The organism is Rhodococcus sp. SORGH_AS_0303 (assembly GCF_030819335.1).
Taxonomy (GTDB): Bacteria; Actinomycetota; Actinomycetes; order Mycobacteriales; family Mycobacteriaceae; genus Rhodococcoides.
Genome location: NZ_JAUTBO010000001.1, coordinates 3925664 through 3949979, shown reverse-complemented (window position 1 = coordinate 3949979; position 24316 = coordinate 3925664). Strand labels below are relative to the sequence as shown.

Annotated in this window: 24 protein-coding genes; 12 read left to right on the top strand and 12 right to left on the bottom strand. The window is 66.9% G+C overall.

What is annotated here, in order from left to right:
* Positions 1-221: 221 nt before the first annotated feature.
* Together QE449_RS18755 and QE449_RS18750 are read left to right on the top strand one after the other, a co-directional pair.
* On the top strand, positions 222-710 hold the full coding sequence (locus QE449_RS18755; RefSeq protein WP_307109375.1) for a hypothetical protein: 489 nt from the start codon (positions 222-224) through the stop codon (positions 708-710).
* Positions 707-1279, top strand: coding sequence for a hypothetical protein (locus tag QE449_RS18750; RefSeq protein WP_307109374.1), 573 nt, complete (start codon positions 707-709; stop codon positions 1277-1279). Before QE449_RS18755 ends, QE449_RS18750 begins: the two co-directional genes overlap by 4 nt.
* Before the next feature lie 9 nt (positions 1280-1288).
* On the opposite strand, the gene QE449_RS18745 is transcribed toward QE449_RS18750, so the two are convergent.
* From QE449_RS18745 to QE449_RS18710, 8 genes are read right to left on the bottom strand one after another with little or no spacing between them, the layout of a single operon-like run.
* Complete coding sequence (locus QE449_RS18745) at positions 1289-2575, bottom strand: MCE family protein (protein ID WP_307109373.1); 1287 nt, start codon at positions 2573-2575, stop codon at positions 1289-1291.
* Entirely contained in the window at positions 2572-3729 is a 1158-nt protein-coding gene (locus QE449_RS18740) for an MCE family protein (protein WP_051613025.1), read from the bottom strand. The genes QE449_RS18745 and QE449_RS18740 overlap by 4 nt, the downstream gene beginning before the upstream one ends.
* Positions 3726-4883 carry an MCE family protein gene (locus tag QE449_RS18735; RefSeq protein ID WP_307109372.1) on the bottom strand — a complete coding sequence of 386 codons (1158 nt, stop codon included), beginning with the start codon at positions 4881-4883 and terminating at the stop codon, positions 3726-3728. The genes QE449_RS18740 and QE449_RS18735 overlap by 4 nt, the downstream gene beginning before the upstream one ends.
* Positions 4880-5935 carry an MCE family protein gene (locus tag QE449_RS18730; RefSeq protein ID WP_307109371.1) on the bottom strand — a complete coding sequence of 352 codons (1056 nt, stop codon included), beginning with the start codon at positions 5933-5935 and terminating at the stop codon, positions 4880-4882. Before QE449_RS18730 ends, QE449_RS18735 begins: the two co-directional genes overlap by 4 nt.
* Positions 5932-6954 carry an MCE family protein gene (locus QE449_RS18725; protein WP_307109370.1) on the bottom strand — a complete coding sequence of 341 codons (1023 nt, stop codon included), beginning with the start codon at positions 6952-6954 and terminating at the stop codon, positions 5932-5934. Before QE449_RS18725 ends, QE449_RS18730 begins: the two co-directional genes overlap by 4 nt.
* The gene (locus QE449_RS18720) at positions 6951-8144 is read right to left on the bottom strand and encodes an MCE family protein (protein ID WP_307109369.1); all 1194 of its coding nucleotides are present in this window, start codon (positions 8142-8144) and stop codon (positions 6951-6953) included. Before QE449_RS18720 ends, QE449_RS18725 begins: the two co-directional genes overlap by 4 nt.
* A gap of 1 nt (position 8145) precedes the next feature.
* Positions 8146-8985 carry an ABC transporter permease gene (locus QE449_RS18715; RefSeq protein ID WP_197074732.1) on the bottom strand — a complete coding sequence of 280 codons (840 nt, stop codon included), beginning with the start codon at positions 8983-8985 and terminating at the stop codon, positions 8146-8148.
* 11 nt (positions 8986-8996) lie between these two features.
* The gene (locus QE449_RS18710; protein WP_373428400.1) at positions 8997-9737 is read right to left on the bottom strand and encodes an MlaE family ABC transporter permease; all 741 of its coding nucleotides are present in this window, start codon (positions 9735-9737) and stop codon (positions 8997-8999) included.
* Between the two features lie 196 nt (positions 9738-9933).
* Between QE449_RS18710 and QE449_RS18705 the strand changes: the two genes are divergently transcribed.
* The 3 genes from QE449_RS18705 (at position 9934) to QE449_RS18695 (ending at position 13370) form a co-directional block, all read left to right on the top strand.
* Complete coding sequence (locus QE449_RS18705; protein WP_307109368.1) at positions 9934-10749, top strand: triacylglycerol lipase; 816 nt, start codon at positions 9934-9936, stop codon at positions 10747-10749.
* Positions 10750-10809: 60 nt separating this feature from the next.
* Positions 10810-11448: a TetR/AcrR family transcriptional regulator gene (locus QE449_RS18700; protein ID WP_307109367.1), complete on the top strand. Its 639-nt coding sequence runs from the start codon at positions 10810-10812 to the stop codon at positions 11446-11448.
* A gap of 134 nt (positions 11449-11582) precedes the next feature.
* Positions 11583-13370: a multicopper oxidase family protein gene (locus QE449_RS18695; RefSeq protein WP_373428399.1), complete on the top strand. Its 1788-nt coding sequence runs from the start codon at positions 11583-11585 to the stop codon at positions 13368-13370.
* Positions 13371-13398: 28 nt separating this feature from the next.
* Here QE449_RS18695 and QE449_RS18690 read toward each other — a convergent pair whose 3' ends face one another.
* The 3 genes from QE449_RS18690 to QE449_RS18680 are packed head-to-tail and all read right to left on the bottom strand — an operon-like array spanning position 13399 to position 15951.
* Positions 13399-14124: a TetR family transcriptional regulator gene (locus QE449_RS18690; RefSeq protein WP_222628083.1), complete on the bottom strand. Its 726-nt coding sequence runs from the start codon at positions 14122-14124 to the stop codon at positions 13399-13401.
* Positions 14125-14176: 52 nt separating this feature from the next.
* A complete protein-coding gene (locus tag QE449_RS18685) occupies positions 14177-14962 on the bottom strand; it encodes an SDR family oxidoreductase (RefSeq protein WP_307109365.1) in 786 nt (261 codons plus the stop codon).
* Positions 14959-15951: an SDR family oxidoreductase gene (locus QE449_RS18680; protein WP_307109364.1), complete on the bottom strand. Its 993-nt coding sequence runs from the start codon at positions 15949-15951 to the stop codon at positions 14959-14961. Before QE449_RS18680 ends, QE449_RS18685 begins: the two co-directional genes overlap by 4 nt.
* 153 nt (positions 15952-16104) lie before the next feature.
* On the opposite strand from QE449_RS18680, the gene QE449_RS18675 reads away from it, so the two are divergent.
* From QE449_RS18675 to QE449_RS18655, 5 genes are all read left to right on the top strand, one after another.
* Positions 16105-16719 carry a GntR family transcriptional regulator gene (locus QE449_RS18675; protein WP_307109363.1) on the top strand — a complete coding sequence of 205 codons (615 nt, stop codon included), beginning with the start codon at positions 16105-16107 and terminating at the stop codon, positions 16717-16719.
* A gap of 190 nt (positions 16720-16909) precedes the next feature.
* Positions 16910-18349, top strand: a complete 1440-nt coding sequence (locus QE449_RS18670) for an MFS transporter (protein WP_307109362.1) — start codon at positions 16910-16912, stop codon at positions 18347-18349.
* A 42-nt stretch (positions 18350-18391) separates the two neighbouring features.
* Positions 18392-19312 (top strand): ABC transporter substrate-binding protein, encoded by a 921-nt coding sequence (locus tag QE449_RS18665; RefSeq protein ID WP_307109361.1) that lies wholly within the window; start codon positions 18392-18394, stop codon positions 19310-19312.
* A 3-nt stretch (positions 19313-19315) separates the two neighbouring features.
* Entirely contained in the window at positions 19316-20299 is a 984-nt protein-coding gene (locus QE449_RS18660) for an ornithine cyclodeaminase family protein (protein ID WP_307109360.1), read from the top strand.
* Positions 20300-20763: 464 nt separating this feature from the next.
* Entirely contained in the window at positions 20764-22011 is a 1248-nt protein-coding gene (locus QE449_RS18655) for a sensor domain-containing diguanylate cyclase (RefSeq protein WP_307109359.1), read from the top strand.
* A gap of 77 nt (positions 22012-22088) precedes the next feature.
* Here QE449_RS18655 and QE449_RS18650 read toward each other — a convergent pair whose 3' ends face one another.
* On the bottom strand, positions 22089-22823 hold the full coding sequence (locus tag QE449_RS18650) for a GAF and ANTAR domain-containing protein (protein ID WP_056449433.1): 735 nt from the start codon (positions 22821-22823) through the stop codon (positions 22089-22091).
* Positions 22824-23186: 363 nt separating this feature from the next.
* Between QE449_RS18650 and QE449_RS18645 the strand changes: the two genes are divergently transcribed.
* Together QE449_RS18645 and QE449_RS18640 are read left to right on the top strand one after the other, a co-directional pair.
* Positions 23187-23561 (top strand): Lsr2 family protein, encoded by a 375-nt coding sequence (locus QE449_RS18645; protein WP_081821111.1) that lies wholly within the window; start codon positions 23187-23189, stop codon positions 23559-23561.
* 49 nt (positions 23562-23610) lie between these two features.
* On the top strand, positions 23611-24294 hold the full coding sequence (locus QE449_RS18640) for a hypothetical protein (RefSeq protein WP_222640011.1): 684 nt from the start codon (positions 23611-23613) through the stop codon (positions 24292-24294).
* Positions 24295-24316 lie beyond the last annotated feature (22 nt).

Sequence of the window (24316 nt, the reverse complement as noted above, 5' to 3'; positions counted from 1 at the left end):
ACGGTATTCGCTGGAACTCGTCGACTGTCTCCGGCACCTGCCCCTGCTTTCGATCGGTGAAATCCGGTTGTTCGTGTGGAGCGAACGTACCGTACTACCGGGTATGGAGAAAGCGTTTCGGGCAACGAAATCTGTTCCGCTGTTTCGGAAACAGCATCCGTACTCTGTAGTACGGTCGGACCTGAGGGCCGCGCTGGAGGTGGCCCGGGACAGGAGTGGCTGTGCGCACACGAACGCGGGTGATCGTCGGTGTACTCGCTGTCGCCGCGGTGGCCACCTCGGTCACTGTCTCGGCCACGGCGTGGACGCGATCTCAGGAGGCTCGGGAGCGCACCACGCTCGAGCAGCAGTACCTGCAGGTCGCACGGCAGGGCGTCCTCGACCTCACGACCATCTCCGCAGACACGGTCGATGCGGACGTCGAGCGGGTGACGTCGGCGTCCACCGGTCGCTTCCGCGACGAGTTCTCCCAGCGCGCTGCGGATTTCGTGTCCGTCGTCCGGGATGCGGACGTCACTGCCACCGGAGCGGTGAGCGAGGCGGGAATCGAGTCTGTGACCGATTCCGACGCGCAGGTGCTCGTGGCTGCGACATCGACGGTCACCAATGCCTCGGGAGCCACGGACGAGCCGCGTGTCTGGCGCCTGCGCGTCTCGGTCGCACGCGACGGTGACCGCCTCGCGTTGTCCGACGTGCAGTTCGTGCCGTGAGCGACGACGTGGCGGTCACTCTGGACGCCGACGCGGAACCTGAGGATGCGGTCGACGACGGCGCGGCGACCGATCGACGACGGGGCCTGCGCCGGAGGGGTGCGCAGATCGCGATCGTCGTCGGAATCGTTGCGCTGGTGGCTGTCCCGGTCGGGATCGAACTGACGGTCCCGGATCGGGCGGTATCCGATGCCGTCGAGTCGGACGTCGTCCGGGCGGCGACGGAGGGGACCGTCGCCGTCCTGTCCTACCGAGCCGACAGCGTGCAGTCCGACGTCGACGGCGCGAAGGCACGCCTCACCGGCGATTTCCTCACCTACTATTCCGGTTTCGCCGAGCAGTCCGTCGTTCCGGGAGCGATCGAACGCGAACTCACCTCGAGCGCGGTCGTGTCGGGTGCCGCGCTCGTCTCGATGGACGACGCCGAGGCCGTCGCGCTGCTGTTCGTCAACCAGACTGTCACTGCGGCAGACACTCCCGATCCGCGTGCCACCTCGACCAGCCTCCGCGTGGAGATGGCGCAGGTGGACGGCCGCTGGCTCGTCTCCGCGCTGGATCCTGTGCGGTAGGTCGCCGGGTCACTCGTCCGGCAGCATCATCTGTTCCACTGTTGCGGGCGGCGCGTCGGACAGTGTCGACTCGACCCATCGCGACCCGTCATCGGTGATGTAGGACCCGTTGTTCGGGTCGTAGGCACCCTGTCGGCACAACTGCACCGTCGCCGCCCGCCGGCCCGGGAACTCCTGGCACGGCAGGTTGCGTGCACCGCGGATCGCGCTGGGGTCGTCCGGCGCAACCTTGCAGTACAGGTCGGTCGGCGTCGGCACGGTGTCGACCTCGGCGGGTGATCTGCGTTGGTCGGCGGGGAGGAAACCTTCCGTGCACGGCGGCGGGTCGTTGAGTTGTGCGGCGAAGTACGTGTTCTGGCCGGGGTCACCGGCGTCGGCATTCGCCTTACCGGTGCCCTGCGTGGCGGCGATGAGAGGGGGATACAGAACCAGGATCTGTTCCAGCGCAGCGTTATAGGTGACGGCTACCTGCTCGACGCTGATCAGGTTCGACAACAACAAGGGGAGTGTGGGGCGCAGGTCCTGGAAGAGGCCCGACACCGCAGCGCCCAGGGGTTCACCACCGTCGATGACGGATCGTAGGTTGCCGTCGCGCGTCGACACCTGACCGGTGACGGTGGCCAGCGACGCGGCCCACGACCGGATGGCGTCACTGCTCGCGGCGGTCGCACCGAGCACCGGGTCGAGATCGGTGACGAGGGCCGCGATCGGGTCGATGTTCTCCCGCGTCGCCGTGGTGACGGACCCGAGCGAGTCGAGCAGCTCGCCGAGGGTGTCACCGTCGGCACCCAGCGCGAGGGAGCTGTCGTCGAGAACGCGGCCGAGAGTCACCGGGTCGACGGAGCGGAACGCCGCGTCGAGACGGTCGATGGTCGGGGCAACCGCCGTCGGGATCGTGGTGCGGTCGATCGGGATGACCGACCCGTCCCCGAGGAAGGGGCCGTCGTCCGTGTCGGGCAGGAGATCGATGAACTGTTCGCCGATGGCCGACATGCTGTGCACCTCGGCACGTGTCGACGCAGGAACCGACACGTCCGACGACAGCGAGACGACAGCGGATGCACCGGTGGGAGTGACGCGCAGGGCACTGACCTTGCCGATCTCGCTGCCGCGGTAGGTGACGTTCGCGTTGGTGTAGAGGCCGGCGCCCCCCGCGAGCTCCACAGTCACGCTGTACCGGCCCAGCCCCAGCTCTTGCGGAATGCGTGCGTAATAGACGCCCGTGATCCCTACCGACAGCACTGCCACCACGGCGATGACCGTCAGCTGGACACGGAGTCGGACAGTCGGAGTCATGGTGTGCCGTTCTGTGGCAGAAGATTCGGGGGCAAGAGGTTCGGGGGCAGTAGCAGGTCGTTCACGGTGGGAAGCGTTGGCGTCGGGGTGGGTGCCATGGCGCCCACGGCTCCTTCGAGCCCGGCGAGCATGCCTTCGAACGGTGTGCCGAGAAGAAGTGCGTTGTCCAACGTGGCCATCCGGAGGTCGAGCGTCACCTCCCCGTTGGCATAGTCGCCGCGCACCGCGTTCTTGTAGACGTCGATGGGGAACGGGTAGGTGAGGAGATAGCGGAACGACTCGGTGAGTGACGAGCCGGAATCCGCGAGGGACTTCAGGACCGGGCCCAGATCGTCCAGGGCCGTGACGAGGTCGTCGCCGGTGTCGTTCACGATGGCCTCCGCCGTCGTACCGAGGCGGCCGAGGGAGTCGAGGGCCGAGACCAGATCCCCCCGGCGATCCGACAACACGGTCAGAGCCGGAGCCAGCGCGGTGACCGCATCGCCCAGGACCGCGTCGTTCGCGGCGACCGTCTCGGCGAATCGGTCCAGATCCACGATGGCGTTCTGGATGTCGCTCTTCTGATCGTCGAGTCCGACGAGCAGTGTCTCCAGACCCGCCAGGACCGAGCGCAGCGACTCCTCGTTGCCGTCCAGTGCCGCGTCCACCTCGGTCGTGATGTCGTTGATGCGCGCGAGCCCACCCCCGTTCAGTACCAGGGACAACGACGACAACGTCTGCTCTGTCGTGGGGTACGCGCCCGCCCGGTCGAGGGGGATCACATCGCCATCGGCGAGTCGACCCTGGGCGCCTCCCGTTGTCGGAGCGGCCAATTCGATGTGGGTCGATCCGAGGAGGCTCGTCTGCCCCACCGATGCGACGGCATCGGCAGGGAGTGCAGTACTGCCGTCGAGACGCACGGTCACCTCGGCGTGCCCGTCGACGAGCGCCAGATCGGCCACACGTCCGACGGTGACGTCGCCGACGAGGACTCGCGCGTTGCGTTCGATCGTGGACACGTCGGGCATTTCGATGACCACCTCGAACGATCCGGGACCGTCGCCCGCCGTGCCCGGAAGCGGAAGGGAGTTCAGGCCCTGCCACCCGCACGCCGACAGCAGTGCCGACGAGCACAGAACGAGTGCCACCGACGACGAGGTCCTCCGTGTCGTCATCGCCCGCCCTCGCTGTCGACGATCTGGCCCGGCAGAGCGCCGACACCCTTGATGGGGTTCGCCTGCAGGGGCAGGTAGTCGAAGGCAAGAGTCTTCAACAGTGGACCCAGGTACCGGACACAGGATTCCGCACCTTCCTGCGCGCCCACCTGCTCGGCGGCGGCGATGGCCGAACAGACGAAATCCATCGGATTCGCGAAGTTGTTCGGCGCCAACGACGACACGATCGCGTTGTGCGCCGGCTGGTAGATGTTGTTCAGATTCGACAGCGCCGTGGGCGCGACGTGGAGGATCTGCGCGATGCCGTCCCGCTGGGACGCCAGCTCGGCCGTGAGCTCCTCCAGGCTGCCCAGCGTGGTTGCGACGCCCGTCCTGTTCTCGCGGACGAAGCGCTCCACATCCGACACCGCGCCATCCAGTGATGCCAGGGCGCTGCCGATGTCGTCCTGATCGTCGGCGAGCACGGAGGTGACCGAGGCCATGATCTCGTTGAACGTCACGATCTGCTGATCACTCGCTGCGAGCGCCGACACGAAGACCTGGAGGTTGCGCACGAGGGAGTAGAGGTCGGTTCTGCCGTCCGAGAGCGTGCGCATCGCGTCGGACAGCTGGGTCAGCGTGGTGCGGATGTCCTGTCCCCGCCCGCCGATGTTGGCGTCCACCGCATCGACCAGCGCTCCGAGGGGCCTGGATGCATCGTCCGAGCCGAGTTCGGTGAGGCCCTGCGGCGCAAGAGTTTCGGATACACGGGCGAGTTGCTCGGTGATGCGGTCCCACTCGACGGGCACGGCGGTCCGGTCGAGCGGGATGGTGTCGGCGGATCGGAGGGTGTCGCCGCCGTCGTAAGCGGGAGCGAGTTGGACGAAGCGCGACGCGACCACACTCTGCGAGACGATGACCGCCTTCGCGTCGGCCGGAAGGGGATACGACGAGTCGTAGCGCAGTCCCACCTCCGCGTGGTCGCCGCGAGGCTCGATCGAGGTCACCGAGCCGATGGTCACTCCCATGAGGCGCACGTCGTCACCGACGTACAGACCGGTGGTGTTCGCGAACTCCGCCGTCACCGCAACCGAGGTGAATCGCGGCACGATCGCGTACGACGCGGCAGCAGCGACGACGAGGAACAGCACGACGCCGAGGAGCCTCGCCTTCATCGCGGTGCCCCGTTGAGAGCCGTCAGCGGATTGACGGACGTGGAATCGGCCGGAGCCGGGCCCAGTCCGAGGGCTGCGCGGATGAACGGGCTGATGACCTGGCCGGGGATCAGGTTCTGGATGCACGAGTTGAAGAACGGTCCGCTGGACACCGCCTCGCCGAGTTGCGTCACGTACGGCCCCAGGTTCTCGATCGCGGCGGAGATGTCCGCCTTGTTGTCGGTCAGGACGGTGAGGACGGAGTCGAGCGAGGCCAGTGTCGGCGCAAGCTCGGCCTCGTTGTCGGCCACCAGTCCGCGCAGTTGGTCCGCCAACCGCGTCACGGTTCCGAAGAGTGTGTCCACGGCGCCGCGTCGTCGGTCGAGTTCGGCGAGAACCGTGGCCGCATCGACAATGAGCGTGTCGACCTGCGCACTGCGGTCGGCAAGGACGCCGGTGACCTTCTCGGCCGACGCCAGGAGGTCACGCAAGCTCTCGTCCCGCGACGCGACCGTCGCGGACAAACGACCCACCCCGTCGATGGCGCGGCCCAGGTCGTCCGGTGTGCGATCGAGCATCTCGGTGGTGGCGGCGAGTGAGTCGGTGAGCTGGTCGGTGTCGATACCGGCCGCGTCGTCGGTGAGGTCCCCCAGTGCGTCCGTGAGCTGATACGGGCTGGTGGTGTGGTCGAGTCCGACGGGTTCCGTCGTCGACAGGCGGCCGGGGCCACGCGGATCCAACCGGAGGTTCTTGGTTCCGAGGACGGTCTCGGTGGCGATGGCGAGGCGGGTGTCGTTGCCGGGCAGCACCTTCCCCTCGATCGAGAACGTCACCAGGACGGCCTGCCCCTCGACCTCGATGTCCGTCACCGTGCCGATGCGTACCCCTGCGACCTCCACGGCGGCGCCTGTCTCGAGGCCTCCGGTATCGAGGAACAGGCCGCTGTAGGACGTTCCGGTGGAGAGGATCGGGAGTGCGGTCGCGTTCATCGCCGCCGCCGCGGCCACCACCACGAGGAAGGTGCCGACTATGCCACTGCGCACGGTGTCGACCGTGCGGAACCGTTCCATCATGCGGGTGCACACCTTCCCGTGTTCTGACCGATGAGCGGTGTCGTCAGGCCCTGTCCGTCGGGTGTGTCGATCTTCAGCCTGATGCCGCACAGGTAATAGTTGAAGAAGTTCCCATAGGCGCCGAGGCGACTGAGAGATGCGTACGTGTCCGGTAGACGAGTGGTGATACTGGCTATGGTGTCTTTGCCGGCATCGAGTTGTGCTGCAGTGCGCTGCAACTGGTCGGCGGTGGTGTCCAACGGCGGGCGGGCGTCGACGAGCAGATCACCGATCGTGGCAGCAGAACTGTCGATGCTCGTCAGCGCCTCACCCCAGGTCCGGGTGTCGGCAGCGAGGCCGGACACCAGCGTCTGAGCACTGTCTATCGCGAGGGACACGTCGTCCTGACGCCCTGCGAGTGTCGCCAGGGTGGTCCGCAGATTCGTGATCAGCTGTCCGATCACCTCGTCACGGTCTGCCAACAACGACGTCAGGCTCGCGAGCCGCGCCAGCACAGAGGCGACGGTGCCGCCTTGCCCCTGGAAGACGTCGACGAGTTCGCCGGTCACTCTGTTCACGGTGCTGGGGTCCAGGCCGGAGAACAAGGGTTGGAATCCGCTCAGGAGTCGGTCCAGATCCAGTGCAGGAGAGGTCCGGTCGACCGGGATGGTGGCGCCGGCAGCGAGAGGCGCGGCGTCACCGGCAGTGTCGGCCAATTCGAGGTAACGATCGCCGACCAGGTTCTGGTAGCGGATCGTGGCCGTGGTGGACTCGGTCACGGTGTACGCATCGGTCACGTCGAACTCCACCACGGCGTGGTCGTTGTCGACGACGTCCACCGCGCCCACCGATCCGACCTCCACACCCGCCACTCGGACGAATTCACCACTGCGCAAACCGGACGCGCTGGTGAAGAGCGCCCGGTGGGTGGAGGTCGAGTCGAAGCGGACCTGGCCGAAGACGACCACCAGCGCGGCGAGCACCAGTGTCATGGTGACCACGAAGCTCGTGAGCCGAACAAGTTTGCCCCGGTGACTCATCGAGTCGTGCTCGGTGCTGCGAGACCGCCGGGCAGGAAGTCGATGATGGACGCCGGGTCGAGGACGGGAGCGGTGAGACCGGCGCGGAACGGGTTCGATCCGGTGTGGGCGCGGACGTAGGGTGCCGGAATGTCGCTGTCGGAAAGCAGCGGCAGCGCACCGCACCGAGGCCCGCCGGTGGCAGCGACCTTCGGCAGGTCGGTGGCGTACTCGTACGCCGGCACCCCGAACAGCACGGTGCTGTTCAGCAACATCGTGCGGCCGTTGCCGCCGGAGACCTTCTCCGCAGCCTTCCGTGCGATGTCGGCGCCCTGAAGGAAGCACGTGAACTCGGGGGAGTACTCCCGCAGCAACCCGGTCGTCGGGACCAGATCGGCCACCGTGGCGGTCACTCCGTCGGCGTTTTCCGCGAGAACGGTGCGAGCGTCGGTCGCCGCTCCCGTCAGCGACGTCAGGGCGGGGCCCAGCACATCAGTGCTGTCGGTGACCGTGCGCGCGGTGGTGGTCAGCGAGGCCAGAGTGCTGACCAGATCCGGTGCGCTGTCGCCGAGCGCGCCGGACGCGACTGCTGCGGAACGGAGATCGCGTCGGAGCGTGGGGACGAGCGGACTGACCGCCCCGAGCACGGTGTCCAGGTCCTCGATCGTCGCGTCCAACGCGCGGCCCCGGCCGTTCAGGGCGGTGGAGAGCGCCCCCAGGGTGGTGTTCAGCTTCTCGGGTTGCGACGCGACGAGAACGGACGTCAGCGATTCGAACACGGAGTTCACCTCCACGGTGACGGAGGAGGCGGCGATGACGGCGCCGTCGGCGATGGATACGGCGGACGGTGACGGGGGAGCGGTGAGAGTGACCATCTTCGATCCGAAGATGGTGGTGGCGGCGATGGTTGCCCCGACATCGGAGGGCACCGAACCCGCGATGTCGCCGCGGAGGCGGAGGTCGATCACGGCGCCGCGGGTCGACGGGCGGACCTGCGAGACGGTGCCGATCTCGACACCGTTCATCTTGACCAGGGCGCCCCGCTGCATCACCAGCCCGGCGCGATCGGACTGCACCGACACCGAGACCGATGGCGCGATCGCGTCGGTGACGGTGCCCCGATAGGCGAGGTAGGCCGCCGCGACGACTCCGATGATCAGCAGAATCGAGAGGAGCGCAGCACCTTTGAGGCGGGCGGAGGGTCGTGTCATGTCACCCTGCCAGATGCACGGATCGTGCGCTGCCGTACAGCGCGAGCGAGATCAGCAGCGTGACGCTGACGACCGTGATGAGGGACAGGCGCACGGCGCGTCCGGTGGCCGTGCCGACGCCGGCGGGACCTCCGGAGGCGGTGTAGCCGTAGTAGGTGTGGATCACCATGACCGCGACAGCCATGACGATGACCTGGACGAACGACCACAGAACGTCGGTCGGGACGAGGAACGTGGAGAAGTAGTGGTCGTAGACCCCGCCGGACTGGCCCAGCACCACGACTGTCGCGACCCGGCTCGCGAGGAACGACGTGATCAGTGACAACGCGTAGAGCGGAACCACGGCGACGATGCCCGCGACGATGCGGGTGCCGACGAGGTAGGGCAGCGACTTGATCGCCATGACCTCGAGCGCGTCGATCTCCTCGCTGATCCGCATGGCGCCGAGCGCTGCCGTGGTCCCGGCGCCGATGGTCGCGGCAAGGCCCACTCCCGCGGTGACCGGTGCGACCACCCGGACGTTGACGTAGGCGGCGAGGAACCCGGTCAACGCGTCGACCCCGATGCTTCCGAGCGAGTCGAATCCCTGCACCGCGACGGTGGCACCGGCGAACAGCGTGAGGAAGCCGAGGATGACGATGCTGCCACCGATCGCGGCGAGAACCCCGGTGCCGAGGGAGATCTCGGCGATGACGCGCATGGTTTCCCCGCGGTACGACCGGACGGCTCGTCCGGTGGACGCGAGTGCACGCGTGAAGAAGATCGCGCGTTCGCCGAGTACATCGACCGCTCCGGAGGCAGCGTTCGTCCGGCGTCGCATCGCAGCGGCGACGTCGCTCATCTCGATAACCATCAGCGGCCGCTCACGGCGAGGCCCACGGAGGTGAGGACCAGGTTGGCCAGGAACAGGGCGACGAACGAGAACACCACGGTCTCGTTGACCGCCTCCCCGACGCTCTTGGGCCCACCCCGCACGGACAGTCCGCGGTAGCAGGCGACCAGCGCGGCGAGGAGACCGAACAGTGCTGCCTTCACCTCGGAGAGCAGCAGTTCCGGAAGTCCCACCAGCAGCGTGACTCCGGCGGCATAGGCACCCGGTGTGACGTCCTGGAGGTAGACGGAGAAGAAGAACCCTCCCACCAGTCCGATCGTGCACACGGCGCCGTTCAGGAGGGCTGCGACAAGAGTGCAGGCGAGGACTCGGGGCAGGACGAGGCGGTGCACCGGATCGATACCCAGCACCTCCATGGCGTCCACCTCCTCGCGGATGGTGCGCGATCCGAGATCTGCGGCGATCGCAGTGGCGGCAGCGCCGGCCACGACGAGCACGGTGACCAGCGGCCCGATCTGGGTGACGGCGCCCAGACCTGCGCCCGCACCGCTCAGATCGGAGGCACCGATCTCGATGAGCAACGAGTTCAGAGTGAAGACGACCAGCACCGTGAAGGGGACCGACATCAGGATCGTCGGCAGTAGGGAGACCCGGGCGATGAACCAGCTCTGATCGACGAACTCCCGCCACTGGAACGGCCGCTTCGCCAGTGCTCGGCCGGTGTCGAGTGCCAGGGAGTAGAACTCGCCCAGAGACGACACCGCTCCGCGTGCCGCGGACGAGACTGCTCGCGAGGTGGAGGCGCTCACCGTCCTACCAGACAGGGTCGTGTCCGTTCGTGGTTCATACGACCTGCCCTTCCGGCGATCATCGTCACAGCGTCTGTGACTCAGACCACCATACCGCACTGTATGGTGTGTTCGAACGTTTTCGACGATTCGGCCCCGGGAGTCATGAATGTCGTTGTGCAGCAAGCTGATATCCGTCGTGCTCATCGCGGTCGGAGTCCAGGCGTGTGTCGTGGCTCCGTCCATGGCCGGCCCGACTGATTCCTGCGGCGACACTGTTCTCCTGGTGCACGATCTGGGTGCCTCCGCGGCGGAGTGGGACAGGTGGACCGACGATCTGACGACTCGGGGGTGGTGCCCGGTTGCGCTGACCTACGGCGAATCGGCTCTCACGGAGGCGCTCCGGCCGGTCGTCACGGTCGCCGGGCTGGCTGCACTCGAGGACTCCGCATCGCAGATACGGTCGGCGATCGACGGGATCCTGTCCCGCACCGGGGAGTCGCGAATCCGCGTCGTCGCACGCGGCGCGGGAGCGCTGGCCGTGCAGTCTGCACTGACCCGCTCTATGAACGACGAACTTGCCCCGGTGTCCACACTGGTCACGCTCGGACCGCTCTGGCGCGGCACAAACCTCGCCGGGGCCGGCACGATTGCCGCGTTCAACCGCGGTATCGGAATTTACGACGAATTGGCCCGTCTGGAGAAGCCCCTGGTGGGTCCGTGGTGCGGGGCATGTGGCCAGATCGTCGCGGGGTCGTCGTTTCTCACGACTCCGCCCGTCGACGTACCGGTCGCTGGGGTGCGGTATGTCGACCTCGTCACGGCGACCGACGGACTCGTGACCGCTCCGCTCACGAGTGCGATGCCGGGTGGCGAGGCGATCGTCGTGCAGTCCGTCGATCCGACCAGCACGGTCGACCACACCCGGCTCTCGAGCGACGAGCAGGTACGGCGACTCGCGCTGGACGCACTCGGTCGGACCTGAGCCGACGAGGTGATCGTACGATCGACGAATCAGTCGAGCCCGATGACACGAAGGAGAGCGATGGCACCCGAGGCCGCGTCCGGCGATGCCCGCACCCGGAGTGGCGCTCCAGCACGTCGACGGCGTGGCAGCGAGAAGAAGTCGGCGCCCGCGCCACGGGCTCCGCGACTCACCGTCGACGACTGGATCGACGCCGCCTTCGCACTACTGGTGAGCGAGGGCGTGTCGGAAGTGAAGATCACGACGCTGTGCGAGCGGCTGAAGGTGACCAAGGGCAGCTTCTACTGGCACTTCGCCGACATCGACGAGCTGATGACCGCCATCGCCGACAAGTGGTGCGACGAGCAGAACGACACGCTTCGCGGACTGGCTCAGGTGGACACCGTACCCGTGGACACGCGACTGCAGGTGATGGCGGAACTGCTTCTGCAGGAACGTACCTGGGCTGTCGAGGCGGCGGTGCGGGACTGGGCTCGGACCTACGACAAGATTGCCGTGGTCGTCCGGGAGCTCGATCAACGCATCTTCGACGTGGTCCAGAACTCGATGCGCGAACTGGGGTTCGATGAGGCCGAGGCACGGTTGCGGGCAGGCTTTCTCGTGTACGCGGGCATCGGTTTCGTGCATGCCCGCGACAACCTTCCCACGCCCACCCCTGACGAGGTGCGGGCGATGTTCGCCCTGCTGACCTCGCGGTAGCGGGCCGTTCCGCACTCACGCGAAAACGCACTCGACACACCATACGGTGCGGTACGGTCAGCCCCGGCGCACTCGCGCCGCGGGCATGGGGGTGCGAAGTGGCGGAGGAGTTCTCGGTCGGTCGTGACGGTGCGATGGCGCGCCGGCGGTTCCTGCGCAATCTGGGCTTGGCGGTGGCAGTGGGTGCGACGGGGGGTGTTGTCACCCGCGCTCAGGCTCAGCCGATCCTCTCGAGTCCGCTGCTGTTCCACTCGCCGACACTGACGCCGTACATCGACGAGGTGGCTCCGCTACCTACTGTGCGCGGGGCCGACCATGTCGTCCGAACGGTGTCCACGATGCACCGATATCACTCGGGAGTGTCTGCGGCGCCCGCGATGGCGTACGAGGTGGACGGGGTGGCGACCACGGTGCTCGGCCCCACCCTCGAAGCGGTGTCCGGTCAGCGGATGTCGCTCACCCTCACCAACGACCTCGGCCCGCACCCGTTCGCGCGCGATCTCGACACGAGTCTCCACGGAGTCTCACCACTCTTCCGGACCAGTCCGCCGACGGTGCTGCATCTGCACGGCGGGCTGACCCCGCCGGACAGCGACGGGCACGCCGAGCAACTCGTGCACTACGGTCGCACCCTGCGCTACGAGTTCCCGTTCCGCCAGGAGGCGGCGCACTTCTGGTACCACGACCACGCCATGGGAATCACCCGCGCGAACGTGTACGGCGGGCTCGCCGGGAACGTTCTGCTTCGCGACCGCTTCGACACCGGCGAAGCGGGCAATCCGCTGGGTCTGCCCGCAGGTGAGTTCGAGATGCCGCTCGTACTGCAGGAGAAGATCCTGAATCCTGATGGCAGAGCGAGTCTGCGATCCACCCCCGTGGTGCCCGAAGGATCCTGGGAAGGCGGGGCCGTCGGCGATCTCGGAGTGGTGAACGGTGCTGTGTGGCCGCGTGTCCCGGTCGCTCGCGGGGTGTATCGCTTTCGTATGATCAACGCCGGCTCGTACAGCGTCTGGAATCTCTACCTCGATCACGAGATCCCGTTTCTGGTCATCGGTAACGACGGCGGACTGCTCGATGCCCCGGTCGAGACTCGACACCTCCGGATCGCCCCGGGGGAGCGCTACGACGTGCTCGTGGACTTCGGGGCAGTCGAACCCGGCACGGCGGTGCGGCTGCTCAACGACGAGGCACCACCGTTCCAGGCTGCGCAACTAGGCGCCGTCGCCATGACGCACTTCTGCCGCTTCGACGTCACCGCGGCTCGCGGCCACACGGGCGCGATCCCGAACCGTCTGCGCGACGGTGGATCACGACCGGAACCACTACCGCCGATCGCAACTCCCGACCGCCACCGTGTCGTCACCGTCAGTCAGCCGTACGCGCTACGGCTTCCGCCGGCGTACATGGCTCTCAACAACCTCCGCTACACCGACGGGGACATCGAGTCGCCCCGCGCCGGGACCACCGAGCGGTGGGACATCGTGAACATCACGGCGGATCCGCATCCGATCCATCTGCACCTGGTGCACTTCCGCATTCTCGAGCGCGTCCCGCTACGCACCGTCGAGCTTCAACTCGCTCATCCGCAACCCGCCGTCGGCACGAAGTGGACGCCGTCACCGGAACCCTTCCTCGCCGGTCCGGGACTCCCTCCGGCGCCGTGGGAGAGCGGGTGGAAGGACACGGTGCGACTCGATCCGGGCACCGTGACTCGCATCGTCGTGCGATTCCCCACCGCCGAGGAACTCGACTTCGATCCCGACGCCGTGTTCCCCCGGCCGCCCGAACCGGGTGCCCTGGCGTCCTACGACCATGCAGTTCACAGCGCACCGGCCGGGGATCTGCAGGGCTACATGTGGCACTGCCACATCCTCGACCACGAGGATCACGAGATGATGCTGCGGTACCGCGTGATCGGGTGAGGTGCGGGGTGCCTCGACGCTGCGAATCTCACGTTCGACGGGGGCCAGGTATCAGCAGGGGAACGCGGTCCACCAGGTCGAGTGCGACATCGGGAGAGGCGCCGTCGAACACGGCGGTGTGGATCCCGCGCATGGCGCCGGTCACGAGTTGCGCTGCCGCGGCCACGTCGGTGTGGCGTTCGATCTGACCGGCATCGGCCGCTCTGTGCAGCAGTTGTTCGATCGCGACGACGAAGTCGGTGTGCCACCCCTCGGCGGTTCCTTCGCTGCGGGGAACACCGATGTTGCGGAACAGCACGTGGGTCGCTGGAGTGTCGTAGATGGTGGCCGCGGCGATGTGCAGGAACGATCGCAGCTGTCCCAGAGGATCGTCCGGCCACGTCGCCTGCTCGGAACGCGTTGCCATGCGGTCGATCAGCGTGGTGGCGGCATCGTTGACGGCTGCGTGGAACAGGTCGCGTTTGGTGGGGAAGTGGTGGAATGCGGTCCGAGCCGCGAGTCCGCAGTGCTGCGCCACGGCCTCCACGGTGATGTCGCCGTAGTCGGAGTGTTCGAGCAGCGTCTGGGTGGCGTGGACGAGCCGAGTCGGCGCCGGCCCCGGGTCGTCCGTGGTGTCGGACGCGGCCCACCGATAGAGAGTGGTCGGGTGGACACCCAGATCAGATGCGACGGCGGTGGGACTCTCTGTTCCCTCGAAGGCACGCTCCACAGCGGCGCGACGGTCGGCCGCAGTGAACTTCGAGGCCCTGGCCATGATCGTGACACTACAGTCCGAGTCGGCCGAGCGGGGACGGCAACTTAGGAGATCAGCGCAGCAGCCGCGCCACCGCCGGAAGCAGTACCCGAGGTGGCGTCAGCGCTGCCGTGGCGGCCGCGATGGTGTTCCTCCGTCCTGAGATGATCTGTGGACGTGAGGTTCTGGCGTCGAGGGCGCGCATCGCGGTGGCGACGACCTCGGCGGGTGACTGGTACGAGCCGGTCGTCGCGGCGGACTCGCCGATGACATCGAAGAACTCGGTGCGCGTCGGACCCGGGGCGAGTGCGAACACTCGGACACCGTGGCGCCTGGACTCGAACCACAACGACTGCGTGAAGCTCAGGACGAACGCCTTGGCTGCGGCGTAGACGGCGAGGGTGGGAACGGGTTGGAACGCTGTCGTGCTGGCGACGTTGACGACGGATCCGGTGCCGCGGGAGATCATGTCGGGGAGGAAGGCAGAGCAGATGTCCACCACTGCAGCGACATCGACCGCCAGGAGCCGCGCGAGGTCGTCGGCATCGTTGTCGACGAACGGGCCCTGTACTGCGAAGCCGGCATTGTTGACGACGAGGTCCAGTTTCTCGGGAACCAGGGTCCGGAGTCGACGTCCGGCTGCGGGTTCCGACAGATCATGGGAGACCGTACGGCAGTGGATGCCGTGTGCACGTTCGAGTTCGGCTGCGAGAGCGGTCAACCGGTCCTCCCGTCGTGCCACCAACACCAGGTCGGAGCCGCGCGCGGCCAGGGCTCGGGCGAACCCGGCCCCGATGCCGGAACTCGCCCCGGTCACCATGGACCGCGCCGGTCGGAATGGATCCTGCGAGCGACTCATCCTCGGGAGTCCTTCGACCGATGCCCACGCTCGGAGGCGGACCGGCGGGCGAAATCCTCGTAGGAGGTGGGTTCGCGTCCGAGCAGTGCGGGAAGCACGGTCAGATCACCGGCGGGAAGTCCGTGCCGGTCGTAATGCGACATCATCGTGCGGTACGCCTCGCGCGCATCGTGCGGCCAGTCGTTCATGCCGCGGGGATTGGCGGCCGCGCCGATTCCCCGCACGAGGTGGCTCGCGGAGTGCATTCCGGTCGCCCGGACGGCCTCGACGAGGATCGGTCCCAGCGCGGGCAGGGCGGCCGTCCTGTGTCTGAGCGATGACGGCGGGATGCGGAGAGCAGTCACGCGATGGCCCAACACCGTCGACCAGATCGCCGCCATCTGGTGGCGAGTCAGTTCGACGGTGGACAGGTCGTAGGTACGCCCGGTGTGTGGGTCCGGATCGAGTGCGATGGTGGCGGCCACCTCGGCGACATCGGCGAGGTCGACCACTCCCATGACGCTGTCCGGTGAGACCGGGTACGGCATGACGCCCGCGTGCAGAAGGTCCCACACCTCGAGGTAGTTCTGCATGTAGTGCGACGGTCTCAGGACGGTGGTGGGGATCGCGCTGCCGAGCAGCATCCCCTCCGCGATGTCCTTCTGCCGATGATGGGTCAGCTGGTGCAGTTCGGGGTGGATCACCGAGTGGAAGACGATGTGCTGCAGACCATGTGATGGTCCTGAAGCGATGAGGTGATCGATGATGGGTCGCTCGTCGATGATCTTGGTCGGAGCCGCGTGGTACAGGACGGTCGTGCCGGCGAGGGCCGTGTCGAGTGTCTGCGGGGCTCTCAGATCGCCCACGACGACCTCGGTGGCCCCGTCACGCCGAGTCGAACGGGCCTGGTCGTCGTTCTTCACCACCGCTCGTATCGGAACACCCCGTGATGCCAGCTGTCGGACGAGCAGCCGTCCGACACCGCCTGCGGCACTGGTCACCGTGATCATGGAACCCCCTCCGGTCTTCGCACCCGGCCCGCCCCGATGCTCATGCGAATATTGCATTATGAATGCAAATAACGCAAGGCTGACAAGGCGTGACCGGCGGACGGGTCGTCACGATCCCGGCATCGAGAGGACCGGCCGACTAGACTTCTTCCCGTGGATGCGGGTCGAGAGAACGACAGGTCACCCGGCGACACCATCGCGGCACACTTGCGGGAGGAGATCCTCTCGGGTCGTCGTGTCGGCGGGGAGAGGCTCGTCGAGGAGACCATCGCCAAGGGTTTCGGTGTGTCCCGCGTGCCGGTTCGAGAGGCTCTGGCGCAGTTGGAAGCCGAAGGTTTCGTCACCACTGTGCGGTATCGCGGTGCGACGGTGTCGACCACTCTCCACAAGGACAATCGAGAGCTGCTCGAAGTTCGGCACGGGCTCGAGGTTCTCGCCGCCCAGCTCGCTGCTCGAAACCGGGGTGGTTCGGTGGCGGACGAGCTGGCGCGTGTCGTCGAACGGGCGCGTGACTGCGGCGGGGGATCACCCGCGGACCGGAGCGGCGCCCGGTCGTTCCACGACCTCATCGCCATCGCCTCGGGCAACGACCAGCTCAGGGAGATGCTGGCGGGTGTCAATCGACGCGTGGAGTGGGGTCTCGGTGACGATCCCGATGCCACCGTTCACGACCACGCGGCGCTCGCGTCGGCGATCCTCGGTGGCGCACCCGTCCAGGCGGGGTTCCTCATGGACGAGCATCTTCGGCGCGACGAAGCCGACACCTGAGCGATCGGCCCTCCCTGCCTTTCGTATACTATTCGAGATGTATATCAGGGGATTAACACATCCGTAGCGGAGTGCAACGGGAATGACACATGGTTTGTATACAAAGTAGGCAGTCGTTTCGGAGCACGTGGAGAGGCGACTCGCCGGCTGACATCCGTTCCCGGTGCCGTCCAGTCCCCTGGAGCACACCATGTCCACATCCACTCCGGCATCGATCCCATCGGGCGTCGATCCTGCGCCCGCATCGGCACTGTCCAGCGCCCTCGACCGCATCGGTTTCACCCGCGTCCAGGGAGCTGTCGTTCTCCTCCTCATGGCGGGGTTGTTCTTCGACAGTCTCGAGCAGAACTCCACCGGCGCCATGGGCCCACTCATCAAGGATTCTCTCGGAATCGGAAACGCGCAGTTGACACTCATCAACACCGCCACCGTGATCGGTGGCCTCGTGGGCCGCCTCATCGGTGGCTACATCGCCGACCGGTGGGGCAGGCGCGTGGCGCTCAGCCTGAACCTTCTCGTCTACACCCTCGGCGGACTGATCAGTGCCGCGTCCGTCAGCTACGAGATGCTTCTCGCGAGCCGATTCATCGTGGGCATCGGTCTGGGCGGCGAGTTCACGGTCGGCTTGGCGATTCTCGCCGAACTGGTCGCGACCCGCCACCGCGGGTCCCTCCTCGCGACTCTCAACATCTCGTCCGGAGGCATCGGCAACATCGCATCGTTCGGCTTCTTCATGCTCGTGCTCGGTCCGCTCGGGGGCGTGCTCGGCGGCGACGACACTTCGTGGCGCTGGACCTACGTCATCCTTGCCGTGCCGGCGCTGCTGGTGGTGTTCTTCCGGCGTTACCTTCCTGAATCGCCGCGGTTCCTGTTGTCCAAAGGGCGTGTCGACGAGGCCAATCGAAGTCTGACGCGGCTGGCCAGTGGCTCGATCTCGGGGCTTCGCGACCCGGGGCCGACGAAGCAGTTCGTGACCGATGCCGACATCCTTCCCACCACCTCGTCGACGTCGTACGCAGAGGTGTTCCGCGGGCAGAATCTGCGCCGCACCGCGGCGGTCGGAGCCGCCTCGTGGATGTCGTTCGGTGCCCAGGTCACCCTCCTGTTCCTCATGCCCATCCTGTTGGTCTCGAGGGGCTACTCCCTCACGGACTCACTGCTGTTCACCATGATCATGAACGTCGGCAGTCTCTTCGGCGCCTGTGCCGCGTGCTATCTCGCCGGCCGAGTCCGGCGGCGGCCCACTGTGATGACCGCGGCGGTTCTCGGGTGCGTGTCCGCGGTGGCGTTCGCGACTCTCGCGAACAGCGTTGTCACCATCCTCGTTCTCGGCGCCGTCTTCCAGTTCTTCACGATGATGCTCAACACCATGCTGTCGGTGTGGACGCCGGAACTGTTCCCCACCTCGATCCGCGGAATGGGCACGTCCATCGTCAACGGAATCGGGAATGTCGCCGGCGCCGTCATGCCGTTCGCAGCCCTCTTCTTCTTCGACCGCGCGGGAGTGGCCGGAGTGTTCTTCATGATCGCGGCCATGTACGTCCTCCTGGTCGTCGTCGCTCGCTTCGGACCCGAGACGTTCGGACAGTCTCTGGAGGAAGTGAACGAGAAGGAACTCGTCGCAGCCTGACACTCGAATACAGTGCATCACAACAGAAAGGCAACATCCATCATGACCGAGTCACTGTTCGTCTCCGCCACCGCGCACGGGCTGAACTACCTTCCCGAGTACTACGCCGATCACGCCGGCATGTTCGCCGAGCGCGGTCTGTCGGTGCGCGCGAAGGCGTGTGACCCATGGACCGGCGTGCTCGACGATCTCGACAGCGGCGCTGCGGACATCGCTCTCGGCGGACTGTGGGTTCCCGGAATGTACTGGGGGACATCTCGTCAGCTCACCGTCTTCGCACAATTGAACCACCAGTTCCCCAAGGCGCTGGTCATGCGAGCACCGACACCGGACGGATTCGACTGGTCGATACTCACCGGGAAGACCGTGTTGGCGCCGGGAATCGGTGGTAGCGCGCCGTATGCGATCACCGCGGGAATGATGCGGGAAGCGGGAATCGATTCCGCCGCAACGACATTTCTCCGCGATCTGTCCACGCCGATGTTCGTCGAACTGTTCGAGGACGGACTCGGTGATGCGATCATCGTCGACATCACCACCGCTCAGTCGATGTCGGATCGCCACACCGGACACATCGTCGTCGAGTACGCAGACGTCGGCGGGCTCGGCCCGAACAGTGTGTACTACTGCCGCACCGACCGTGTCGAGGAACTGGAGGATCGGCTCGTCGCGTTCACATCCGCCCTGGACGCTGCTATGGCAACGGTCAAGGCGACGCCCGTGAGTGAACTCGAACCGCTGCTGGCCGAGCACTGGCCCATGATGCCGCTGCCCACTCTCACCGCCGCGTGCACCAGAATCCAGCAATCCCGCACCTGGGACACGGCGCGCATCGATGGTGCTGCGAGCGACCGCTGGATGCGCATCCTCCACGAAGAGAAGATGGTCGGTCGGGCCCCCGCGTTCGAGGATCTGGTCACCTCGCGCATCGTCGACGCTGCGGAACTGACGACGGTCGGCTGAACGATGACACTGGTACTGCGCCACTCGGAGATCTCGGCGCTGCTGGACCGCACCACTGTCCTGGAAGCAGTCGAGCGGATGTTCGTGGAGCTGAGTGAGGGCAGCGCCCAGAACCCGGTGCCGCCCTCGATGAACGGCACCGAGGACGCCCGCATCATCCCCATGGTGGCCCAGTCCGGTGTCGCGCAACTGGCGGTGGCCAAGGTGCTCTGCGACGCACCCGCGAATCGTGCGCGCGGACTTCCTCGTCAGCGGTCGACGATGCTGGTCACCTCGACTCGCACCGGAGAATGCGTCGCTCTGTTGGACGGACGTGCGATCACTGCCATCAGGACCGCAGCCGCCAGTGCAGTCGCCACCCGGTACCTGGCACGGCCGGGGCCGGCTGTGCTGGGTGTCGTCGGCGCCGGCGCGCTCGCGGTCGAGCATGTCCGCGCGATCCGCACTGTGCGGGACGTGACCAGTGTTCTGGTGTCGTCCAGATCGGCGAGCACGGTGGAGACGTTCCGTACGGCCCTCGAGGGTGACGATCTCCTGGTGCGGTCGGCAGCGTCGGTGGAAGAGATGGCCCGCTGCGCCGACATCGTCTGCACTCTCACCCCGTCGGTTCACCCGATCCTGCGCGGCGAATGGCTCACCACCGGAACGCATCTGAACGTGGTAGGTGCAGCGCCACGCCCGAACGAACGTGAAGTGGACGGTGAGGCCATGGCGCGGTCGCGGGTCGTCGTGGACAGTCGAAGCACCGCGCTGTCCAAATCGGGGGATGCCGTGCTCGCACTCGCCGAGGGTGCGGTGACCGAGGACGACCTGAGCACCGAGATCGGTGACGTCATCACCGGCCGGAGGATCGGTCGATCATCGGACGAGCAGATCACACTCTTCGACTCGACCGGCATCGGTGCGGAGGACCTCGCCGTCGCACGCCTCGTCATCACAGCAGCTCGTGAGCGAGGACTGGGAATCAGCGTCGATCTCAGCTCGTGAGGCGGCGGGGGAGAGTCGGGTGAACCCCACGGGGCGACAGGACGGTCTCGCTGGTGGCGACGACGGCCTTCCCGCCGGGGTGAGCGTGACACGTGTGTGACGCCGCTCGTCAGGGTGGAGCGGGTGCTCGACGGGCCGGTGCATCTCGAGACCGTCCACGATCTCGGGGCCGTCTCTCGAGCCGAGTGAAATAGTGTCGCGGACCGCCGCCTGCACTGAACCGACAGCCTCGGCCAATTCCGCGCGACGACCCTTGTTCTTCTCGAACTCGGACAGCAGTGTCCATACTGTCGGCTCGCTTCCGGTTCCCCGGTCATCGGGGAACCGTCCGGCTGTTCGGCGACCAGTGCCGCCCGGCGATGGGGCGAAACGGTCAGATCGCCGGGTGCGCCGGTGTAGAACGATATCCGGGGCGGGTGGCGAAGGATGTCCCCGACCGTGAGCACGAACGAGTGGGTGTCAGGGTGTCGGTACATCGTCTGCAGTGGTCGCCGGGGCAGCCGTCGGTGTCCGACGTCGAGGCGCGAGCGGCCACCATCGGTGTGATCCGCTACGACATCGCTGCCCGGCGCCTGGATCTCGACGACCGCGCGAGGGAGATCTTCGCGGCGCCCGCGGACCGTCCCGCGATGCAGGTGTGGCACGAACGAGTGCATCCCGACGACGAGAGTGTCGTGCAGCGGATGTTCGAGGATGCCCACACCTCGCTCGGGGCCGAGTGCCTCTACCGGATCGTGCTTCCGGACCGGTCCCTGCGGTACGTCCTGACCCGGAGTATGACCATCGAGAAGACGAACGAGTCCGGCGCCGGAGTTCTCACCGGCATCGTGCTCGCCGTGGACCCCGAACTCGGCGCAGACGCCGTACTCACGCGGGTGCTGGATCGGGTCTCGCTCGGCTTCATGGTGTTGGGCGAAGACATGGTGGTCCGCTACATCAACACGGAGAGCGAACGGCATCTCGGGGTGCCTCGCGCCGAGATCCTGGGCCGACACATTCACGACGCACTGCCGCGGAGGCGGGACTCGTTCTTCGGTGACTTCCACCGCGAGGTCCTCGCCACGCGTGGTGAGGTGACGCTGCAGACGGCATCCCTGTACGTGCCCGGTCGCACCATCGAACTGACGGGCAGTTTCGTGGACGGGCACGTGTCGATCAATTTTCGCGACGTCACCGAGACCGTCGAACGGACCGCTCGCCTGGTCGACGCGTACCAGTCGATTCTGGACCGGTCTCGTCATGACGACCTGACCGGCGTCCTGAACCGGTCGGCACTGCTGGAGAGGCTCACCCACCCGGACTGCGACCTCGCTGCTCCGACGGCGCTGCTGTTCGTGGACGTCGATTACTTCAAGGAGATCAACGACACTCACGGACACGCGGCGGGTGATCTCGTCCTGCGTACGCTCGCTCAGCGTCTGCGGTCCGAGTGCGGTTCGGAGGATGTGATCGGCAGAATCGGTGGCGACGAGTTCATCATTGCGTCGTTCGCCCCGACGGGCGCCGGCGGCGAGCAGGGTGCGGACCGGCTGGCCGCCCGACTAGGTGACAGGGTTCGCGAACCCATCGCGCTCGACGAGAGCGATGTCGAGGTGTCCGTCACCATCGGGATCGCGTACAACTCCGGAACCGTCCGGCTCGCCGACCTCCTCGCCCTCGCCGACACGGCCCTGTACAGCGCCAAACGCACCCGGCCTGCTCGACGCGGGTAGCCGCGAGACGTGGGGGACCTCGTTGCTCCGGTGGACGGTGGGCTCCACTGACAGGGGAGCGGGTGCGTCGCTGATGGTCAGAGATCGCCGGTCGGCGCGGCGGCGCTGACGGACTCGACGAACTCGGTGGCGATGTCGCGCACCTTGCGATTGAGATGTTGGGAGCGGGTCGACAGCACAGAGAAAGCCGCATCCTCGTCGATACCACGCAGTGCCATCAGAATGCCCTTGGCCTGTTCGATGGGAGCCCTGTGCACCAGCGCGTCCCGTAGCCCGGCGATGGTTCCGTGTAGTTCGCGGCGACGTCGAGCCCTCTCGAGAGCATCCGCTGTCACTCCGGTGAGCAGCTCGACGAGGCGGTGATCGAGATCGTCGAAACCCTGTGGTGCACGGGCGAACAGGGTCAGCGATCCGACCGGCCGATCGTCGCAGACGATCGGCGCACACAGCATGGTGTTGATGCCGACGCGGCGAGCAGCAGGTCCGAGATGCGGCCATCGATCGTCGTCGACCGTGCAATCGACGACGATGGTGGCGGCCGTGCGAGCCGCGTGCAGACAGGGACCGTCGTCGGCGGAGTACTGCTGGTCGTTGATCGGCGCGATCTCCGTGCTCGAGGCTGCGGCGGTGAAGGTGACATCGCCGATCGACAGCGTGATGCCGCAGTGGTCGGCGGCATCGACGAGGGTGCAGGCGACGTCGGTCAGTCGATCGAGCAGCTCGGCGACGTGGTCGTCGTCGGCGAGTGCGGCAACTGCCCGGACGGCCAGAGCGAGCCGCAGCTCGGGCGGTGTGGGGTCCGACGTGGTCACGGCGCTCTTTCCATCACTGTCTCAGGTCGCGCCGACCGGTGACGGGCCTCGCGAACTCGGGAAGTCGGTGCCGACCGCCGTCGGTTTCGACAGTCGAGCACCGAACTCCGGGTGCAGCGGGGCACCTGCGGAGAATTGTGCCCAGTGGGGGACCACCCTGAAACACCGCTCGAAGATCACATGGAGTCGAGAGAGAAAATTTCCCCTCACGGAAGGTTGAGTGGCACCGGACAGGGTATGGACACGCACAGACAGCGGCGTCCAGAGTGTGGCGGCTTCCTACTACCTACCGATACAACGGCAGATCGGCCCGTGCGGGGTCACCCTGCGTGGTCGTTCGTACGTGTGTCCGAGGAGCTCCGCGTGGTTCGCAAGGTTGACGTGACGCTGATCGACGACCTGGACGGGATGTCCGCGGACGACACCGTCGTGTTCGGTTACCGGGGAACATGGTTCGAGATCGACCTGTCGTCCGAGAACGCAGCGCAGATCCACGGCCTGCTCACGGAGTGGAGCACCCGAGGACGTCGGTCGGAGGACATCTCGACGGTGCGGCGTCGGACGGCAGCGGACCGCGCGGAGACCGCGGCGATCCGCACGTGGGCGCGTGGACATGGTTTCGCCATCGCCGACCGCGGGCGCATCGCCGATTCTGTCGTGGCGGCGTATCGGACGCGAGCACGTCCGCCGTCTCGTGAGGACGCGACCTGCCCCCGTCGTCGCGGACGGGAAAGCTGAACGAGGCGTACGCGAGTCGATCTGCGAACGCCTGGTGGAGGGATGGACCATGAACGACCCCGGTGATGCGACCGCGTCCGACGGGCCTCGACTCGGCCCGGGGGAGCGGTTGTCGGATTTCGTCGACGTGTGTGTCGGGGTCGCCGGCGCGGACGGTGGCGCGGTGGTCGTGTCGTCCCCGCGTCACCCCGATACGCGACGCGTGCTGCACACCACCGACTCGTCGGCGGAGAGGATCGCCGACCTGCTGTACCTGCACGGCGCGGATGTCGATCTCGTGTCGAGTGACCGTGCGGTGGGCCGGACGATCATCGTGGACGACCGCCACGACGGGGCGCGGTGGCCGTTGCTGATCGACGACCTGGTGGCATTGGATGTCGGGTGGGTGAGGGTGCTCCCACTGGGCGCGGTGGACGCCCCCCTCGGGTGCGTGCAACTGCACCGGCGCTCGGTGTGGAGCGGGCCGTTGCCGGCAGGAACGGACGTCTTGATCGGACACCTGGTGCGGGTCATCGGGCCCGTGGTCGCAGGCGACGCCGCGCTGGCGACCGTGGACGGGGACGAGGCAACCGATCTCACGAGCGTGGCCATCGGCATCCTGGTCGCGCGGCATGCCGTGGCGGTCGATGTCGCGTCGGCGATGTTGCGGGCCGGAGCGGTCACTCGGGAGCATTCGTCGGTGGAGGAGGCGCAGCGCATCATCGCCACCCTCCACGGCCGCGAGGGGCCGTGACACGCGCAGCGCGGCGGCGGCA

Excerpts from the sequence above, each read along its gene's own strand:
- QE449_RS18745 (WP_307109373.1), bottom strand. The coding sequence starts at position 2,575 with ATGACTCCGACTGTCCGACTCCGTGTCCAGCTGACGGTCATCGCCGTG.
- QE449_RS18740 (WP_051613025.1), bottom strand. The coding sequence starts at position 3,729 with ATGACGACACGGAGGACCTCGTCGTCGGTGGCACTCGTTCTGTGCTCG.
- QE449_RS18735 (WP_307109372.1), bottom strand. The coding sequence starts at position 4,883 with ATGAAGGCGAGGCTCCTCGGCGTCGTGCTGTTCCTCGTCGTCGCTGCT.
- QE449_RS18730 (WP_307109371.1), bottom strand. The coding sequence starts at position 5,935 with ATGATGGAACGGTTCCGCACGGTCGACACCGTGCGCAGTGGCATAGTC.
- QE449_RS18725 (WP_307109370.1), bottom strand. The coding sequence starts at position 6,954 with ATGAGTCACCGGGGCAAACTTGTTCGGCTCACGAGCTTCGTGGTCACC.
- QE449_RS18720 (WP_307109369.1), bottom strand. The coding sequence starts at position 8,144 with ATGACACGACCCTCCGCCCGCCTCAAAGGTGCTGCGCTCCTCTCGATT.
- QE449_RS18715 (WP_197074732.1), bottom strand. The coding sequence starts at position 8,985 with ATGAGCGACGTCGCCGCTGCGATGCGACGCCGGACGAACGCTGCCTCC.
- QE449_RS18705 (WP_307109368.1), top strand. The coding sequence starts at position 9,934 with ATGTCGTTGTGCAGCAAGCTGATATCCGTCGTGCTCATCGCGGTCGGA.
- QE449_RS18700 (WP_307109367.1), top strand. The coding sequence starts at position 10,810 with ATGGCACCCGAGGCCGCGTCCGGCGATGCCCGCACCCGGAGTGGCGCT.
- QE449_RS18695 (WP_373428399.1), top strand. The coding sequence starts at position 11,583 with ATGGCGCGCCGGCGGTTCCTGCGCAATCTGGGCTTGGCGGTGGCAGTG.
- QE449_RS18690 (WP_222628083.1), bottom strand. The coding sequence starts at position 14,124 with ATGGCCAGGGCCTCGAAGTTCACTGCGGCCGACCGTCGCGCCGCTGTG.
- QE449_RS18685 (WP_307109365.1), bottom strand. The coding sequence starts at position 14,962 with ATGAGTCGCTCGCAGGATCCATTCCGACCGGCGCGGTCCATGGTGACC.
- QE449_RS18680 (WP_307109364.1), bottom strand. The coding sequence starts at position 15,951 with ATGATCACGGTGACCAGTGCCGCAGGCGGTGTCGGACGGCTGCTCGTC.
- QE449_RS18670 (WP_307109362.1), top strand. The coding sequence starts at position 16,910 with ATGTCCACATCCACTCCGGCATCGATCCCATCGGGCGTCGATCCTGCG.
- QE449_RS18665 (WP_307109361.1), top strand. The coding sequence starts at position 18,392 with ATGACCGAGTCACTGTTCGTCTCCGCCACCGCGCACGGGCTGAACTAC.
- QE449_RS18660 (WP_307109360.1), top strand. The coding sequence starts at position 19,316 with ATGACACTGGTACTGCGCCACTCGGAGATCTCGGCGCTGCTGGACCGC.
- QE449_RS18640 (WP_222640011.1), top strand. The coding sequence starts at position 23,611 with ATGAACGACCCCGGTGATGCGACCGCGTCCGACGGGCCTCGACTCGGC.